We start from the raw sequence: 17,762 nt of genomic DNA on the forward strand, positions 1-17,762 counted from the left end.
CTAGGGAGAGTATCATGAAGACTATGAAGCTTATGGGCACCGCCGCGAGCTTGCTTGTGATGGGTGTCACACAATCCGCCGCGCAAGATTTGACCGTGGGGTATTTCCTCGAATGGCCGATGCCGTTCCAATATGCCAAGGCCGAGGGCATGTATGACGAGGCGCTCGGCAAGACCGTGAATTGGGTCAGCTTCGATTCGGGCACCGCCATGTCAGCTGCAATGGCCTCGGGCGATGTGCAAATGTCGGTGAGCCAAGGCGTGCCGCCCTTCGTCGTGGCAACTTCGGCGGGTCAGGATATTCAAATTCTCGATGTCGCGGTAAGCTATTCGGAGAACGATAACTGCGTGATCCGGGAAGAGTTGGAAATTGACAAATCCTCCGCCGCGGAACTGTCGGGCAAGAAGGTCGCCGTACCGCTCGGCACCGCGGCGCATTACGGTTTTCTTAAACAAATGAGCCACTTCGGCGTCGATGTTGGGTCGCTTGATGTGGTCGATATGGCGCCGCCTGACGGGGCTGCGGCCATTGCTCAGGGCTCGGTCGACATGGCCTGCGGCTGGGGCGGATCGCTGCGGCGTATGTTGGAACACGGCAATATCCTGTTGACCGGTGCGGAAAAAGAAGAGTTGGGCATTCTCGTTTTCGACGTGACCTCCGGCCCGGCTTCTTGGGTGGCCGAAAACTCCGATACGGTCGCCGCGTTCCTGAAAGTCACGGCAGAGGCCAACGCCATGTGGGCTGATGAGGCCAACCACGCTAAAATGCTGCCCGTCATCGCCAAGGACGCAGGCATGGACGAAGACGCCACCATGGAAACGATTGCTACCTTCACCTTTCCATCGGTCGAGGAGCAGATGGGAGAGAAATGGCTCGGCGGTGGGGCGCAGGAGTTCATGAAAGGCGTGGCCGATGTCTTTGTCGAAGCGGGTGCAATCGACGCGGCACTCGACAGCTATGATGACGCGGTGAACACCGGCCCGTTGCAGTCAGCGGGCGAGATGTAAGCCAAGAAGGCTCAATAATGGGCGGCCTTCGATCTTTGCCCGGCCCCTCGCTGCGAAGGGCCGGGCAGGCGGGGGCGGCCTTATAAAAATACAAGGGGGGCACCGGGTGGCATGTCGGGACTAAAGATCGAAAATCTGTCGATGCGGTTTGACCTGCCCAATGGCAGTCATGTGCAGGCGCTTGAGGATGTATCGCTTGATCTTGCAGAGGGCGAGCTGCTGTCTGTGCTGGGGCCTTCGGGCTGCGGCAAGACCACTTTGCTCAACATCGTGGCGGGCTTCCTTGCCCCGACTTCGGGCAAGATTGTGCTGAATGGCCATAATGTGACCGGACCGGATGCAGAGCGGGGCATGGTCTTTCAACAAGGCGCGCTGTTTGAGTGGATGTCGGTCCGCGAGAATGTAAGCTTTGGCCCCCGGATGAAGGGGCAGAACGAAAAGCAATACGGGGCGGAGGTCGATCACCTGCTCGATATCGTCGGGCTGCGGGACTTCAAGGAAAAGGCGATTTACGAGCTTTCCGGCGGGATGCAGCAGCGCGTCGCACTGGCGCGCTGTCTGGCCAATGATCCCGATGTGATCTTGATGGATGAGCCTTTGGGCGCGCTTGATGCGCTGACCCGTGAAAAGATGCAGAGCCTTGTACTGAAACTTTGGAAAGAGACCGGCAAGACCATCATTCTCATCACCCATTCAGTCGAAGAAGCGCTGCTTTTGGGTGAGCGCCTTTTGGTCATGGCCCCGCGTCCGGGGCGCATTCACCGCGAATACCGTCTGCCCTTTGCCGATCTGGGCGTAGGTCAAGATCTGCGCGAGGTTAAGAAACACCCCGAATTCGCCGAAAGACGCGAAGAGATCCTAGGCATGATTTGGGACATGGAAGAAGAAATCATGGGCCGGACGGAGGACGCATAATGCTTATCCTATTGATATACATTGTCATCTTCGCGGCGTCCTTCTTTCTGGTGCGCCTTATCGTGGACCAGACCGCGAATGGATTTGTGGCGCGCAAAACAGTCACCTTCGGCGATGAGAGTGCGGTGACGTCGAACCGCAGCGCCAGCGTGATCTCGATCCTCACAATTTTCCTGCTTTGGGGCGCTTTTACCGGCTCGTCCCTGCTGCCCCGGTTCCTCCATGCGCCCGGTCCCTTCGAGGGGCTGGCCGTGCTGACATATACCGCCGAGGCTGAGGACGGCAGCCGTGATGATGCGACGATTACCGTGCTGGTGCATCCGGTCGGTGGAGAGGCCGAGGTGCCGCAGGTCGACCCCGGTGAGGGGTGGGCCAAGAATGATGCTTTCACCATAGGCGCGTGGCGTTCAGGGCTTCTGCGGGTCGACAAAAACGATGAGAAAGACCGCGATGCCGGGCACCGGGTCATCGCAGTCAACGGTCAGGAAATTGTACCCGGTGGCGAGGTGCAGACTGACTTTGGACGGGTTGGCATGTCCCCCAAGGGCACGCTGAACTTTGAGCCCGCAAAGGGCTGGCAGATGGAGCCGATCTGGTTGCCGCCGCCTGAGGCCGTGGTCGCCCGGCTGGGTGAAATTTCCAGCCAAGGTTACCGAGACAGCACCCTGTGGGAGCATCTGGGCTATTCGCTTTTCCGCGTGGTGGTCGGCTTTGCCCTTGGCGCGCTGGTGGGCATTCCGCTGGGCTATGCCATGGGGCTTTCGGGCTGGTTCCGCGGTTGGTTTGATCCCATTGTCGAGTTTATGCGCCCCGTTCCACCGCTTGCGCTGATCCCGTTGGTGATCATCTGGGCTGGGATCGGCGAAGTGGGCAAGATCATCCTGCTGTTCCTCGCGGCCCTTTGGATCATGGCCATCGCGGCGCGGTCGGGGGTGTCGGGGGTGAATATTACCAAGGTACATGCGGCCTATTCGCTGGGCGCGTCCAAAGCGCAGATCATGCGCCATGTCATCGTGCCGAATTCTTTGCCCGAGATTTTTACCGGTGCGCGGGTGGCGATGGGGGTCTGCTGGGGTACGGTGGTGGCCGCCGAGCTCGTCGCGGCCGAGAAGGGCGCGGGCATGATGATCATGGTCGCCTCTAAATTTCAGCTGACTGACATCGTCCTTATGGGGATCATCCTCATTGGCGTAATCGGTTTTGGCATCGACATGCTGATGCGCAAGGCTGAGCGGGTGCTGGTCCCTTGGAAGGGGCGGTCTTAAGGCCGCCCTTCGCAACCCACCGCTTTCAAGGAGACACACTTGCCAGACGCCGAATTCCGCGCCACAGTGAAAAAATGGAGGAAATTTTCACATGACCAAGGAGCGACCGCGCATCTCCGACGCTGTTACGCCGCGCTCACTTGGCGCAGACCTGCGGGCGATCCGCAAGGGACGCAAACTCACCCTGACCGATATGGCCGAGGCGTTGGACCGCTCGGTCGGATGGGTCAGCCAAGTGGAACGCGACATCTCAACCCCCGCCATCGCCGATTTGCGGCGTATGGCAGAGGTATTGGGCGTGCCGATCTCTTTGCTCTTTGGCGAGGCGGCAGTGACACCCGAAGAGCGGGGCTATGTCGTCCGCGCGGGCGCAAGGCGGGCAATGGGAAGTGCTGCGAACGGCCTTACAGAAGAGCTGCTGTCGCCCGATTTGACCGACAGTTTCGAAGTCATCCACTCTACCTTCGCCGCCTATTCGGGGCTGGACGCGCCGATCAGACGAGAGACGCAGGAAGTAGGGTTTATCATCTCTGGGCGGTTGAACCTGAATATCGGAGGACGCCGGTTCAGCGTCGGGCCCGGCGACAGTTTCCGCATTCGGGGCGAATATTATACCTGGGACAACCCCTACGATACGCCCGCTGTTGTGGTCTGGGTGATCTCGCCACCCGTTTACTGAATCGGACTTTCATTTCAGATGATTTCAAACCGGTCGGGGGGAGCCTTTGGCCGACCCTTCGGCAATGTATAGCGATAGGAGCTAAGCATGGCTGATTTTCCCACAACGGCACGGGTCGTGATCATCGGGGGCGGCGTGGTTGGGGTTTCGACCCTCTACCACCTCGCCCGCGCAGGCTGGACCGACTGCGTCCTGCTTGAAAAGAACGAACTAACGGCAGGCTCCACTTGGCATGCGGCCGGTAACTGTCCGAACTTCTCGAACTCTTGGGCAGTGATGAACATGCAGCGCTATGGGCTCGCGATGTACCGCAGCTTGGGCGAGGCAGTAGGCTATCCGATCAACTATCACGTCACCGGAGCGCTGCGGCTCGCCCATAGCCGGGAGCGAATGCAGGAGTTTGAGCATGTCGCCTCCATGGCCCGCGCACAGGGGCTGGGAATGGAGATGTGCACCCCGGCGGAGTTAAAAGAACACAATCCTTTCATCGAGTTACATGATCTGGCGGGAGGGCTTTGGGATCCCTTGGACGGTGATATTGACCCGGCGCAATTGACCCAAGCCCTTGCCAAAGGCGCGCGGGCGGCGGGCGGGCAGATACACCGTTTTACCCCCGCCACTGGAATAGACCGGGACGGTGACGAATGGATCGTCCATACCGATAAGGGCGATATCTGCTGCGAAAAAGTGGTCAATGCCGCCGGATATTACGCGCAGCGGGTGGGCGAATGGTTCCGCCCCCATGGGGGCCGCCGGGTGCCCGCCGTGGTGATGAGCCATCAGTATTTCCTGACCGAAGAAATCCCCGAGCTTGCTACATGGACTGCCGAGAAAGGCCATAAGATGCCGATGGTTCGCGATGTCGACAGCTCCTACTACCTGCGGCAAGACAAGAACGGCCTGAACCTCGGCCCCTATGAGCGCAATTGCAAAGCGCATTGGGTGACGCCCGACGATCCGATGCCCGAGGATTTTAGCTTTCAACTGTACCCCGACGATCTGGATCGTCTAGAGTGGTATATCGAAGACGCCATGGCGCGGGTGCCGCTTTTGGGCAGCAGCGGTGTGGGCCGGGTCATCAATGGGCCGATCCCCTATGCGCCCGACGGTCTGCCGATGCTCGGCCCGATGCCGGGCGTGCCGAATGCTTTTGAGGCGCATAGTTTCACCTTCGGCATCGCGCAGGGCGGCGGCGCGGGCAAGGTCATGGCCGAATGGATTATGGCGGGTGAGACGGAATGGGACATGTGGGATGTCGACCCGCGTCGCTTTACCGCCCATGCCGATCACGACTTCACCCTCGCTAAGGCGCTGGAAACCTATGGCCATGAATACGCGATGCATTTCCCGCATCACGCCTGGCCTGCCGGGCGCGACAAGAAGCTGTCGCCGCTGCACGACCGTCTGCGCGAAGCGGGCGGTCAGATGGGGGCCTACAACGGATGGGAGCGGGCGAATTGGTTCGCCAAACCCGGCGATGACAGGTCGGAGGCCGCGACCCAGACATGGGACCGCAAAGGCCCGTGGGCTTCCCGTGTGCGTGATGAGGTCGAGGCGGTGCGCGATCATGTCGGCGTGTTGGACCTGCCGGGCTTCTCGCGGTTCACGCTGTCGGGTGATGGGGCGGCGGATTGGCTGATGGGCCGAATTGCAGGCGCACTGCCCAAGGTCGGGCGAATGACGCTAGGCTATTTCCCTGACAGCCGGGGGCGGGTGCTGACCGAGATGTCGATCCTGCACCACGGAGAGAATGATTTCACTCTGATCACCGCTGCCCCCGCGCAGTGGCATGACTTTGATCTGCTGCGCGATGCGCTGCCCAAAGGCGGCGCGATCCGTCTGCAAGATCGGACCGACGCGGTCTCCACCTTGATCCTCTGCGGCCCGAAATCCCGCAGCCTTTTGGCGTCACTTGTCCCGGATGCCGATCTGGCGCTGCCGTGGCTCAGCCTTCAGGAGGCATCGGTGCAGGGCAAACCCGCGCTGCTGGCACGGGTCTGTTTCGCAGGCGAGCTGGGCTGGGAAATACATGCTGCCCCTGAAGATATGCCCGCGATATATGATGCGATCATCGCTGCCGGGGCCATGCCCTTCGGGATGTTCGCGCTTAATTCCATGCGGTTGGAAAAGGGGTATCGGACGTGGAAGGGCGACCTGTCGCAGGAGTACACGCTGTTGGAGGCGGGGTTGGACCGCTTCCTGCGTCTGAACAAACCACAGGATTTCCCTGGCAAAGCAGCGCTGATCGCAGAGCAGGCGAGGGGGCCGCAGCGGCGTTTCGTGACGCTGACCATCGAAGGCAACCCGCAGGACGCGCCCCCGATCGCCACGCTGCGCCTGAACGGGCGAGCCGTCGGCGAGGTGACGAGCGGTGGCTATGGCTACCGGGTCGATGCCTCCATTGCCCTCGGGGTGGTTCAGGCCGAAGCCGCTGTGCCGGGCACTGACCTTATGGTCGAGATTTTCGGCCAGAGTTTCCGCGCCATCGTGCAGCCCGACGCGCCGCTTTGGGACAGCGAAAATGCCCGCATTCGCGCGCAGGAGGTCTGAGATGGTACAACCTCCTTCCAAAGCCCGCGCGGTCATCATCGGCGGCGGCGTGATCGGCTGTTCGGTCGCTTACCATCTGACCAAGCTCGGTTGGACCGATGTCGTGCTGCTAGAGCGTAAACAGCTCACCTCCGGCACTACATGGCACGCCGCAGGGCTGATTGCGCAGCTGCGCGCGACGCAGAACATGACGCGGCTGGCGAAATATTCCCAAGAACTCTACGGCGCGCTGGAAGCCGAAACCGGGGTCTCCACAGGGTTCAAGCGCGTGGGGTCGATCACGGCCGCCCTGACAGCAGCGCGGCGCGAGGAAATCCTGCGTCAAGCCGCGATGGCCCGTGCTTTTGGGGTGGAGGTCGAGGAGATCACCCCCGAAGAGGTCCGCGCGAAATACCCCCATGTGGAAACCCGAGGCATGACCGGGGCGGTGTATTTGCCGAAAGACGGGCAGGGCGATCCGACCAATATCGCGCTGGCGCTGGCCAAGGGCGCGCGGGCGCGCGGCGCGGTCGTGGCAGAGCGGGTAAAGGCCACCGGGGTCACCCGCGCGGGGCGCCGGATCACGGCGGTCGATTGGGCGGGAGAGGATGGCAGCATGGGGCGGATCGAGGCCGAACATGTCATCAATTGCGCAGGTATGTGGGGGCGCGAGGTGGGCCAGATGCTGGGCAGCAACGTGCCACTGCAGGCCTGTGAGCACTTCTATATCGTTACCGAAGCCATCCCCTCCTTGCGCGAATTGCCGGTGCTGCGTGTCCCCGATGAATATGCCTATTACAAAGAGGATGCGGGCAAAATCTTGCTCGGTGCTTTTGAGCCTGTCGCGAAACCATGGGCACTGGAGGGCATTCCCGAGAGTTTCGAGTTCGATCAACTTCCCGAGGATTTCGACCATTTCGAACCGATCCTTGAGATGGCCATCAAACGGCTGCCACTGCTGGCGGAGAAGGGGATTCATACCTTCTTTAACGGCCCCGAAAGTTTCACGCCCGATGATGCCTATCACCTCGGCCAAGCGCCGGAGATGGACAATGTCTGGGTCGCCGCCGGGTTCAACTCCATCGGTATCCAATCCGCGGGCGGTGCCGGCATGGCGCTGGCGCAGTGGATGGAGGATGGGCAGAAACCCTTTGATCTGGGCGACGTAGACATCGCGCGAATGCAGCCCTTTCAGGGCAATAGAACCTATCTGGCGACGCGCTCGACCGAAACGTTGGGGCTCCTCTACGCCGATCACTTCCCCTACCGCCAAAAGGCCACCGCGCGGGGCATCCGGCGCAGCCCGGTTCACGTGCATCTGCTGGAACACGGCGGCGTCATGGGTGAATTTGCTGGCTGGGAGCGGGCAAATTGGTTCGCCCGGCCAGGTCAGGAGCGCGCCTACCGATACGCTTGGGGGCGGCAGAATTGGTTTGAAAATCAGGCCGCCGAACATGCCGCCATTCGTACGGGCGTGGGGCTTTATGATATGTCGTCTTTCGGCAAACTTCGGGTCGAAGGGCCGGAGGCCGAAGCCTTCTTGAACCACGTCTGCGGCGCGCAGATGGCGGTGCCGGTGGGCAAGATCGTCTATACCCAGTTCCTCAACCCCCGCGGCGGGATCGAGGCGGATGTCACCGTGACCCGCCTGAGCGAAACAGCGTATCTGGTCGTCACTCCCGCTGCGACACGGCTGGCGGATGAAACATGGCTGCGCCGTCATCTGGGCGACCGTCAGGTGGTAATTACGGATGTGACAGCGGGCGAGGCGGTTCTGGTGGTCATGGGGCCAAAGGCACGTGAGGTCTTGCAGGCGGTGTCGCCCAACGACTTCTCGAATGAGACGCATCCCTTTGGCATGGCACGGGAAATCGAGATCGGCATGGGCCTCGCCCGGGCGCATCGGGTGTCCTATGTGGGCGAACTGGGTTGGGAGCTTTACGTCAGTGCCGAGATGGCGGGCCATGTCTTCGAGGTGCTGATGGAGGCGGGCGCGGCCTTTAGCCTAAAACTCTGCGGGCTGCATGCGATGGACAGTTGCCGGATCGAAAAGGGCTTTCGCCACTTCGGCCATGACATCACCTGCGAGGACCATGTGCTGGAGGCCGGATTGGGTTTTGCGGTAAAAACCGAAAAGCCTGATTTCATTGGCCGCGACGCGGTGCTGCGCAAGAAGGAGGAAGGGCTGAAACTGCAGATGCTGCAATTCCGCCTCACGGACCCCGAGCCCCTGCTTTATCATGCCGAGCCGATCCTGCGGGATGGGAAAATCGCGGGCTATCTTAGTTCGGGCAACTATGGGCATCACTTGGGCGGCGCGATTGGTCTGGGCTATGTGCCCTGTGAAGGGGAAAACGTCGCCGATCTGCTCGGCTCGACCTATGAGATCGACGTGGCAGGCCAGCGTGTACGGGCCGAGGCGAGCTTGAAACCGATGTATGATCCCAGCGGGGCGCGTTCCAAGAGCTAAGCCGTGATAAATCACCCTCTGCGCAAGCTTTCGTGGCCATCTTTGACATAGATCAAAGAAGTGCATGGAGCGCCATGCGATCCGTTTCCCAAAGATGAAGGGATTCGGAATATGTTCGATACGCTCAAGTTGATCGTGCTTGCGTTGGTAATGCTCATTGCGGCACTCGGGGCGGATTGGGCGCGCGATCCGGCTTATATGGTCCATGCCCTGTTGGTCATGCTGGTGGCCGCCGGGTTGTTCTTTTGGCAGTTGCGCGGGATGCCTGTCGAAGACGCCGGGCCTGTCGCACCTAGGGCACCGCAGGGCTATATGGATGGCCCCATTCGCTATGGCGTGATTGCCACGGCGTTCTGGGGCGTGGTGGGGTTTCTGGTGGGCACCTTCATTGCCTTCCAACTGGCCTTTCCCGCGCTGAATATCGAATGGGCGCAGCCCTATGCCAACTTTGGCCGCCTGCGCCCGCTGCACACCAGCGCGGTAATCTTTGCCTTTGGCGGCAACGCCCTGATCGCCTCCTCTTTCTATATTGTGCAACGTACGTCGGCGGCGCGGCTCTGGGGGGGCGACGCGGCTTGGTTCGTCTTTTGGGGCTATCAGCTTTTCATCGTTCTGGCGGCGACCGGTTATCTTCTAGGGGCCACCCAATCCAAGGAATATGCCGAGCCGGAATGGTACGTCGACATCTGGCTGACCATCGTTTGGCTGACTTACCTCGCCGTGTTCTTTGGCACGATTCTGAAGCGGCGCGAGCGCCATATCTATGTCGCCAACTGGTTCTTTCTGGCCTTCATCATCACTGTGGCGATGCTGCATGTGGTCAACAACCTTGCCATCCCCGTGTCGATCTGGGGCTCGAAATCGGTGCAGGTCTTTGCAGGCGTGCAGGATGCGATGACGCAGTGGTGGTACGGGCACAACGCGGTGGGTTTCTTCCTGACCGCCGGGTTTCTGGGCATGATGTATTACTTTGTGCCGAAACAGGCGGGCCGCCCGGTCTATAGCTACAAACTGTCGATCATCCATTTCTGGGCGCTGATCTTTCTCTATATCTGGGCGGGTCCGCACCACTTGCATTACACCGCCTTGCCCGACTGGGCGGCGACGCTGGGGATGGTGTTTTCGATCATCCTGTGGATGCCAAGCTGGGGCGGCATGATCAACGGTCTGATGACGCTCGAAGGCGCGTGGGACAAGATCCGCACCGATCCGATCATCCGCATGTTTGTCGCTTCGCTCGCCTTCTACGGCATGTCCACCTTCGAGGGGCCGATGATGTCCATCCGCGCGGTCAACTCGCTGAGCCACTACACCGATTGGACGATCGGCCATGTGCATTCCGGCGCGCTTGGCTGGAACGGGTTGATCACCTTCGGGGCGCTCTACTTCCTGACCCCGCGGCTCTGGGGCCGGGCGCAGATGCACTCCATGGCGGCGATCAACCTGCACTTCTGGCTCGCGACCCTTGGGATCGTGCTCTACGCCGCGTCGATGTGGGTCTCAGGCATCATGGAAGGGCTGATGTGGCGTGAGGTCGATGCCAATGGCTTCCTCGTCAACAGCTTTGCCGACACCGTCGAAGCCAAATTCCTGATGTATGTGGTCCGTGGTCTGGGCGGGGTGCTCTACCTCGCGGGGGGTGCGGTGATGGTCTGGAACATGTGGATGACCATCCGCGCCCCGCAAGCCCGCCCCGTCACCGTCGCCCTGCCAGCGGAGTAAGATCAATGGCCAAGAACCCTCACAGCCCAAATTATGACCCTGCTGACGATCCCAAGGTCGTAACCGCCAGCGAAGGCTTGAAGACAGGCAAAATCCCCAATGAGCTGCCGCCCGAGACGCAGACGATCACCTTTCACCAGCGGTTCGAGCGCAATGCGACCCTGCTGCTGATTGCCTCGCTCGGGGTGGTCAGTATCGGCGGGATCGTCGAAATCGCGCCACTGTTCTGGCTGGAGAACACCATCGAAGAGGTCGAGGGCATGCGCCCCTATTCGCCGCTGGAACTGGCGGGGCGGGAAATCTATGTGCGCGAGGGCTGCTATGTCTGCCACAGCCAGATGATCCGCCCGATGCGCGACGAGACCGAACGCTATGGCCACTACAGCCTTGCCGCGGAATCGATGTACGACCACCCGTTCCAATGGGGCTCTAAACGCACCGGGCCGGACCTGGCGCGGGTCGGTGGGCGCTATTCGGATGAGTGGCATGTGGATCATCTGATGGACACGCAGTCGGTCGTGCCGGAAAGCGTGATGCCGAAATACGCCTTTCTGATGGACGCCAAGCTTGAGCCTGAGGATGTGACCGATCTGGTAGCGACCCACCGGACGGTTGGGGTGCCCTATAGTGATGAGATGATCGCGAATGTCCGTGGCGATTTCCGGGTGCAGGTCGATCCCATGGGGGACTACGACGCGCTACTCGAACGCTACCCCGGCGCGCAGGTGCGCAGCTTCGACGGGCAGCCCGGCATCAGCGAAATGGATGCTCTGATCGCCTATCTGCAAATGCTCGGAACGCTGGTCGATTTCTCGACCTTCGTGCCCGACGCCAACCGCTGAGGAGACCGCAATGGACACCTATTCCTTCCTGCGCGAACTGGCCGACAGCTGGGCACTCTTGATCCTGACGCTGATCTTTCTCGGCGTCATTGCTTGGGCCTTTCGCCCCGGTTCACGCGCCCTACACGACGATGCCGCCGCCGTCCCGTTTCGCAACGAAGCGCCTGACCAAGCCCGCAATGACGGAGCCTGCACATGACCGATAATCGCAAGATCGACCCCGAAACCGGGACCGAGACCACAGGCCACAGTTGGGACGGTATTGAAGAACTGAACACGCCGCTGCCGCGCTGGTGGCTTTGGACTTTCTACGCCACCGTCGTCTGGGGCGTGATCTATACCGTCCTCTACCCTGCGTGGCCGATGTTTTCGGGGGCGACGGCGGGGCTCTTGGGCTATTCCACCCGTGGTGAGGTTGCCGCCGAGATCGCCCGCGTGGACCTGTCGAACGCCGATCTGACGGAGAGCCTTGTCAACGTCGATCTGGCGGTGCTGAAGGACAACGGAGAGCTGCACCGTTTCGCCATGCAGGCCGGGCGCTCGGTCTTTGCGGCCAATTGCTCGCAATGCCATGGCGCGGGGGCAGGGGGTGTCGTGGCCTCGGGCTATCCGAACCTTTTGGACGACGATTGGCTCTGGGGCGGCACGATGGAGGAGATCGCCTATACCGTGCGCCACGGCATCCGCAACGAGGATGACGCCGACGCGCGCTTCTCGGAAATGCCGCCTTTCGACTGGATGGAAGACTCTGATCTCAACGCCACCGTCCATTTCGTGCGCAGCCTGTCAGGCCTTGAGCATAACGAAGCTGCGGCGCTGGCGGGGGCCGAGATCTTTGCCGACAACTGTAGCGCTTGCCATGGGGAACGCGGCCTTGGCGACCGCGAGACCGGCGCGCCGAACCTAGCCGATGCGATCTGGCTGCGCGGCGGCAGCCATGACGCGATCCTGCGCCAACTCAAAGCGCCGCGCATGGGGGTAATGCCGCCGTGGCAGGCACGTCTGGGCGAGGCTGAGGTGCGCGCCGTGACTGCCTATGTCCACGGTCTGGGCGGTGGCGAGGCCGGGGTCGCTGCCGAGGGTGCAGTCGCCGATTAAGCCGGTAGGACAAATAATTTGCGGATTGATGCAGATCAAAGCGGCCTGCGCCCCCCGGGTGTAGGCCGCAAGACGTAACCCCGGAGCCAACTGCCATGTCCAACACCGCCCCTCCGCTTTTCACCGCGCGCGAGCCGATCTTTCCCCGCCGGGTCAGCGGGTTCTTTCGCCGGTTGAAATGGGTGATCCTGATCCTCACGCTGGGGGTCTATTACATCACCCCGTGGATCCGCTGGGACCGGGGGCCAAACCTGCCGGATCAAGCGGTTCTGGTCGATCTCGCCAACCGGCGTTTCCATTTCTTCTGGATCGAGATTTGGCCGCATGAGTTCTACTTCGTCGCCGGACTGCTGATCATGGCGGGGCTGGGGCTGTTCCTGTTTACTTCCGCTTTGGGCCGGGTCTGGTGCGGCTATGCTTGCCCGCAAACCGTCTGGTCCGATCTCTTCATGACCGTGGAGCGCTGGATTGAGGGCGACCGCAACGCGCGTATTCGTCTGCACAATGCGCCGTGGAGCTGGCGCAAGGCGCGGCTGCGGGGGGCGAAATGGGTGGTCTGGCTGCTGATCGCGGTGGCGACGGGCGGCGCTTGGGTCTTTTACTTTGCCGATGCGCCCAGTTTGGCGCGCGACCTCGTAACCCTGCAAGCCGCCCCCGTGGCCTATGCCACCATCGCCGTGCTGACGGCCGCGACCTTCATTTTTGGCGGCTTCATGCGCGAACAGGTCTGTATCTACATGTGCCCATGGCCCCGCATCCAAGGCGCGATGATGGACCCCGGTACTCTGACCGTAGGTTATCGCAAGTGGCGGGGGGAGCCGCGCGGCAAAGGTGGTGTGAAACGCCAGCAAGCCGCCGCCGAGGCGATTGGCAGCGGCGATGCGGTGGCGCGTTACGGGGCGGCGCTGGACAAAAACACCGCCGGGGACCGCAAGTCCCGCAGGGGCGAGACTTTGGGCGATTGCATTGATTGCAACGCCTGTGTCGCGGTCTGCCCGATGGGGATCGACATCCGCGAAGGTCAGCAGATGGAATGTATCACCTGCGCGCTTTGCATCGACGCCTGCGACGACGTGATGGCCAAGATCGGGCGTCCGCGCGGGTTGATCGACTACCTCGCGCTGGATGATGAACCTCCCACCCAACCGAGGCAAAGCGCCGCCGTGGCGGGTCTTGCCGAAGCGCCTGCCGGCGACGTCACCGGGGCCAACGCGCCTTCGTGGCAACCTAAACCGCTTTGGCAGCATGTCTTCCGCCCTCGCACCCTGATCTATACCGCCGCTTGGGCGGCCATCGGTGTGGCGCTTGTGGTCGCGCTGTTCATCCGGCCAGAGATCGACATGACCGTCGCGCCGGTGCGCAACCCGACCTTCGTCACCCTGTCGCATGGGTCGATCCGTAATGCCTATGACATCCGTCTGCGCAACAAACATGGGGAGGCACGGGATTTCCGGCTGTCCCTCGGCGGCACCACCGGACTGCAACTCAGAGTCGAAGGCGCAGCTGATCCGGTGGTCGACGTGCCTGCCGACACCAGCCGCCTGCAACGGGTCTATGTGATCGCCCCACCGCAAACCGCCGCCGCTGCCGCGCCGCGCAGCGATCTGCAGTTCTGGGTCGAAGATCTCCGCTCGGGTGAGCGTGCCTACGGCGACACGATTTTCAATGGAAAGGACAGCCAATGACCACAGCGCATTTGCAAAAGGAGCGCCCCCTGACAGGCTGGCATGTGTTGGCGATCTTCGTGGGCGGTTTTTCCGTCATCATCGCGGTGAACCTCGCGCTTGCCTTCAGCGCGGTGCGTACCTTCCCGGGCAAGGAAACCGAATCGAGCTACGTCGCCTCGCAGAATTTTGAAACCGACCGCGCGGCGCAGGAGGCGCTCGGTTGGGCCGTGCAGACTGAGTTGACGGGGGCGGCTCTTCACTTGGCGGTGCAGGATGCCGAAGGCGTAGTCCGGCCCGAAATCCTCGCGGCGACACTGGGGCGCGCGACTACTGTTGCGGATGACATAACGCCTGATTTCGCTTGGGATGGCCGCGCGTGGACCGCGCCGGTCACCGCAGGCGCTGGCAACTGGAACCTGCGGATTGAAATGCGCGCCGCCGATGGCACTCTCTTTCGCCGCCGCATTCCCTTGCGGGTGACACGATGACCGTCGCCGCCTGTCCGGGCTGTGTCGCGAGCGCCCCCTCGGCCGAGGCCGCGGCACAGCGTATTGCGGAGAACGACCAGGCAATCCACCTCGCCCTGCCGCAGATCCGTTGTGCGGCCTGTATCGCCGGGGTTGAGGGGGTCTTGGCTAAACTGCCGTCGATCAAGGCAGCAAGGGTGAACCTCGGGGCCAAACGGGTGCGGATCGTTCTGATGCCCGAATGTGACGCCAGCGCGGCGCTTCAGGCGCTGAATGACGCGGGCTTTGAGGCGCATGAGTTGGACGCGACCGCCCTGCGCCCGACGTCGGATGACACAGGCCGCCGCCTGTTGGCCCGTGCTGCCGTAGCGGGCTTTGCCATGATGAACGTGATGGCTGTTTCGGTCGCGGTCTGGTCCGGGGCAGGTGACATCACGCGAGAGATGTTTCACTGGATCTCTGCGGCCATCGCACTGCCCGCTTTGGCCTTCTCCGCGGTGCCGTTCTTTGCCTCTGCGTGGGTCGCCCTGCGGGCCGGGCGGATGAACATGGACGTGCCGATTGCGCTGGCGATCCTGCTGGCGGCGGCGACCTCGCTCTATGAAACTTTCGCCGCCACCGGGGCGCATACTTGGTTTGACGCGGCGCTGTCGCTGACCTTTTTCCTGCTGGTGGGCCGCTATCTTGAGCATCGCGCGCGGGCGACGGCACGCTCCGCCGCGGCGGAGTTGACCGCGCTGGAACTGCCCCGCGCGACCCGGCTGACCGCGATGGGGCGCGAGACGGTGGACGTCAGCGCCCTGATGCCCGACGACCGCATCGCCCTTGCCGCCGGGGCGCGCGCGCCGGTCGATGGCATCGCAATGGGGGCGGCGATGGTGGACCGCTCGGCCCTGACCGGAGAGGCCGACCCCGTCGCCGTGGCGGCGGGCGGGCCGATCTGCGCGGGCGAGGTGATCCTTGGCACGCCGCTGACCCTGCGCGTCACCCGCCGCGCCGAGGACAGCACCCTGCGCCGCCTCGCGGCTTTGGTCGAAGTGGCCGAGACCGGCAAGCACCGCTACAGCGGGATCGCGGACCGGGCAGCACGGCTTTACGCGCCGGTGGTGCATGGCTTGGCGGCGCTGGCCTTTGCCGTTTGGTGGGGGCTGACGGGGGACCTTTATCAGGCGATCGCGGTGGCCACGGCGACGCTGATCATCACCTGCCCCTGCGCCTTGGCGCTGGCCATTCCAGCGGTAACGGCGGCGATGACGGGGCGCTTGTTTCGCGCGGGCGTGCTGCTGAAATCCCCCACGGCGCTGGAGCGTTTAGCCGAAGTGGACACGGTCCTGTTCGACAAGACCGGTACGCTGACCACAGGGGTGGCGCGGCTGCCCGCGCTGGATGCGGAGGCCGCTTCGGTGGCACTTGCCCTCGCGCAGGCTTCGGACCATCCGGCGTCTCGCGCCTTGGCAGCGGCACTGCATGCGCAGCTGCCGGCCGATTTGCGCGAGTTGCAGGAGGTGACGGGTGAAGGTGTCTGCGGTCTGTGGAACGGCGCGCCGGTTTCCTTGTGGCGGGGGCAGGACGGGCCGGAGCTGGGCCTGCCAGATCGTTGCATCCCCCTGCCTTTACGCGAAACACCCCGCGCAGGTGCCGCCGAAGTGGTCAGCGCCCTGCAGGAGCGGGGGCTAGGGGTCGGCATGGTGACTGGCGATACTGCGCGGCGTGCTGCCGCGCTGGCGCAAGGGCTGGGGATTACGACGGTCCATGCCGCGGTCTGCCCTGAGGATAAGGCCGAGCTGGTGCGTGACCTAACCGCGCAGGGCAAGCGGGTGCTGATGGTGGGCGATGGGCTGAACGACACGGCAGCGCTGGCAGGGGCCCATGCCTCCCTCGCGCCAGCGACGGCGCTGGATGCGGCGCGGGTCGCCTCGGATGGGGTGATGCTGGGCAGTGACCTATCGGCGGTGGACGATACCCTGCGCTTGGCCCGCCGTGCGCGCAGCCGGATCCGGCAGAACCTGGCCTTGGCCGCGGTCTATAACGCGGTCGCGATCCCCGTGGCGGTCATGGGCTATGCCACGCCGTTGATGGCGGCGGCGGTGATGTCTTCTTCGTCGATCCTCGTGGTTTTGAATGCGGTGCGCCGATGAATATCCTGATTGTTCTCATCCCCGTTTCCGTTTGTCTTGGCGCGGCTGGGCTTGCGGCCTGTCTTTGGACGCTGCGCCACGGGCAATACGAAGATCTGGAAGGCGACGCCGCGCGGATCCTGTTGGAGAATGAGGAGCCGCCCCGAGGTGAAGAACGGCAGGATGCGGGGCCGGAAGGCCGGGTCTGAAACGTAAAACGCGGGCTAAGGCCCGCGTTGGGGTTCATAAAAGGGAAGGCCGCTTTCAGTCAGCGGCCTGAGAGGCCGAGATCAGCGCATCCATATCCTTGATCAGCACCGACTGCGAGGTCTCAAACGCGATGATATCCTGTTTGCGCAGACGGGTCAGGGTGCGGCTGACGGTTTCGATTGTCAGCCCCAGAAAATCAGCGATGTCGCCGCGGGTCATGGGCAAGGCGCAGGTGGTGTAATTGCCAATCGGCCTGCCGGTGCGCTCCGCCAGCGTGATCAGAAAGGACGCGACCTTTTCCAATGCGGATTTTCGGGCCAGCATCATGAAATGATCCTGCATGGCGGAAATCTCACGGAGGGCCGCGTTCAGCAGCCGCTTGTGCGTCTCGTGATCCCCTTCAAAACTATCCAGCGTATGGCGGCGGTGCGCGATGACCTCCGCACCTTCAATCGCCTCGCAATTGCTGTGATGCAGCGCGCCATTGGGAAAGCCGATGATGTCACCCGGCAGCCCAAAGGCGATGACCTGCCGTCGACCGTTGTCGAGCACGCGGGTCAGGCGAAAGACACCCGATGTGATCTCATAGATGTGGCTGGCAATATCGCCCTCGCGGAACAGATGGCTGCCGACCTCCTGCCGTTTGCGCAGCGATTGGGCGGCGGGAGTGCGGGGGCCGAGCTGCGTCTCTGGCACTCTGATTGCGGGGGTGAACTCATTTGATAGCGTCACGTACATGCGATCGTCCTTTCTGGGGCGCGGTCACATTCTCAG

Annotated in this window: 15 protein-coding genes; 14 read left to right on the forward strand and 1 reads right to left on the reverse strand. The window is 62.5% G+C overall.

The annotated features are described in order from the left end of the window. Positions 1-14: 14 nt before the first annotated feature. From K3759_RS07420 to ccoS, 14 genes are all read left to right on the forward strand, one after another. On the forward strand, positions 15-1,007 hold the full coding sequence (locus tag K3759_RS07420) for an ABC transporter substrate-binding protein (RefSeq protein WP_259985344.1): 993 nt from the start codon (positions 15-17) through the stop codon (positions 1,005-1,007). A gap of 111 nt (positions 1,008-1,118) precedes the next feature. Then, positions 1,119-1,922 (forward strand): taurine ABC transporter ATP-binding protein, encoded by an 804-nt coding sequence (locus K3759_RS07425; RefSeq protein WP_259985345.1) that lies wholly within the window; start codon positions 1,119-1,121, stop codon positions 1,920-1,922. Next, positions 1,922-3,187, forward strand: coding sequence for an ABC transporter permease (locus tag K3759_RS07430; protein WP_259985346.1), 1,266 nt, complete (start codon positions 1,922-1,924; stop codon positions 3,185-3,187). Before K3759_RS07425 ends, K3759_RS07430 begins: the two co-directional genes overlap by 1 nt. Positions 3,188-3,278: 91 nt before the next feature. Further along, complete coding sequence (locus tag K3759_RS07435) at positions 3,279-3,866, forward strand: helix-turn-helix domain-containing protein (RefSeq protein ID WP_259985347.1); 588 nt, start codon at positions 3,279-3,281, stop codon at positions 3,864-3,866. Positions 3,867-3,953: 87 nt separating this feature from the next. Next, positions 3,954-6,416, forward strand: a complete 2,463-nt coding sequence (locus K3759_RS07440) for an FAD-dependent oxidoreductase (protein WP_259985349.1) — start codon at positions 3,954-3,956, stop codon at positions 6,414-6,416. A 1-nt stretch (position 6,417) separates the two neighbouring features. Then, positions 6,418-8,865: an FAD-dependent oxidoreductase gene (locus K3759_RS07445; protein WP_259985351.1), complete on the forward strand. Its 2,448-nt coding sequence runs from the start codon at positions 6,418-6,420 to the stop codon at positions 8,863-8,865. Between the two features lie 111 nt (positions 8,866-8,976). Beyond that, entirely contained in the window at positions 8,977-10,587 is a 1,611-nt protein-coding gene (gene ccoN, locus K3759_RS07450; protein WP_259985352.1) for a cytochrome-c oxidase, cbb3-type subunit I, read from the forward strand. A gap of 5 nt (positions 10,588-10,592) precedes the next feature. Beyond that, positions 10,593-11,429 carry a cytochrome-c oxidase, cbb3-type subunit II gene (ccoO, locus tag K3759_RS07455; RefSeq protein WP_259985353.1) on the forward strand — a complete coding sequence of 279 codons (837 nt, stop codon included), beginning with the start codon at positions 10,593-10,595 and terminating at the stop codon, positions 11,427-11,429. Between the two features lie 10 nt (positions 11,430-11,439). Continuing rightward, positions 11,440-11,628 (forward strand): cbb3-type cytochrome c oxidase subunit 3, encoded by a 189-nt coding sequence (locus K3759_RS07460; RefSeq protein WP_259985354.1) that lies wholly within the window; start codon positions 11,440-11,442, stop codon positions 11,626-11,628. Continuing rightward, positions 11,625-12,527: a cytochrome-c oxidase, cbb3-type subunit III gene (ccoP, locus tag K3759_RS07465; RefSeq protein WP_259985355.1), complete on the forward strand. Its 903-nt coding sequence runs from the start codon at positions 11,625-11,627 to the stop codon at positions 12,525-12,527. The genes K3759_RS07460 and ccoP overlap by 4 nt, the downstream gene beginning before the upstream one ends. Before the next feature lie 95 nt (positions 12,528-12,622). Further along, a complete protein-coding gene (gene ccoG, locus K3759_RS07470) occupies positions 12,623-14,212 on the forward strand; it encodes a cytochrome c oxidase accessory protein CcoG (RefSeq protein WP_259985356.1) in 1,590 nt (529 codons plus the stop codon). After that, positions 14,209-14,682: a FixH family protein gene (locus K3759_RS07475; protein ID WP_259985357.1), complete on the forward strand. Its 474-nt coding sequence runs from the start codon at positions 14,209-14,211 to the stop codon at positions 14,680-14,682. Before ccoG ends, K3759_RS07475 begins: the two co-directional genes overlap by 4 nt. Then, positions 14,679-16,799, forward strand: coding sequence for a heavy metal translocating P-type ATPase (locus tag K3759_RS07480; RefSeq protein ID WP_259985358.1), 2,121 nt, complete (start codon positions 14,679-14,681; stop codon positions 16,797-16,799). The genes K3759_RS07475 and K3759_RS07480 overlap by 4 nt, the downstream gene beginning before the upstream one ends. Further along, a complete protein-coding gene (gene ccoS / locus K3759_RS07485; protein ID WP_259985359.1) occupies positions 16,796-16,987 on the forward strand; it encodes a cbb3-type cytochrome oxidase assembly protein CcoS in 192 nt (63 codons plus the stop codon). Before K3759_RS07480 ends, ccoS begins: the two co-directional genes overlap by 4 nt. A gap of 55 nt (positions 16,988-17,042) precedes the next feature. Here ccoS and K3759_RS07490 read toward each other — a convergent pair whose 3' ends face one another. Then, positions 17,043-17,726: a helix-turn-helix domain-containing protein gene (locus K3759_RS07490; RefSeq protein WP_259985361.1), complete on the reverse strand. Its 684-nt coding sequence runs from the start codon at positions 17,724-17,726 to the stop codon at positions 17,043-17,045. Between the last annotated feature and the right edge of the window lie 36 nt (positions 17,727-17,762).

This window comes from Sulfitobacter sp. W027 (assembly GCF_025143985.1).
Classification (GTDB): domain Bacteria; phylum Pseudomonadota; class Alphaproteobacteria; order Rhodobacterales; family Rhodobacteraceae; genus Sulfitobacter.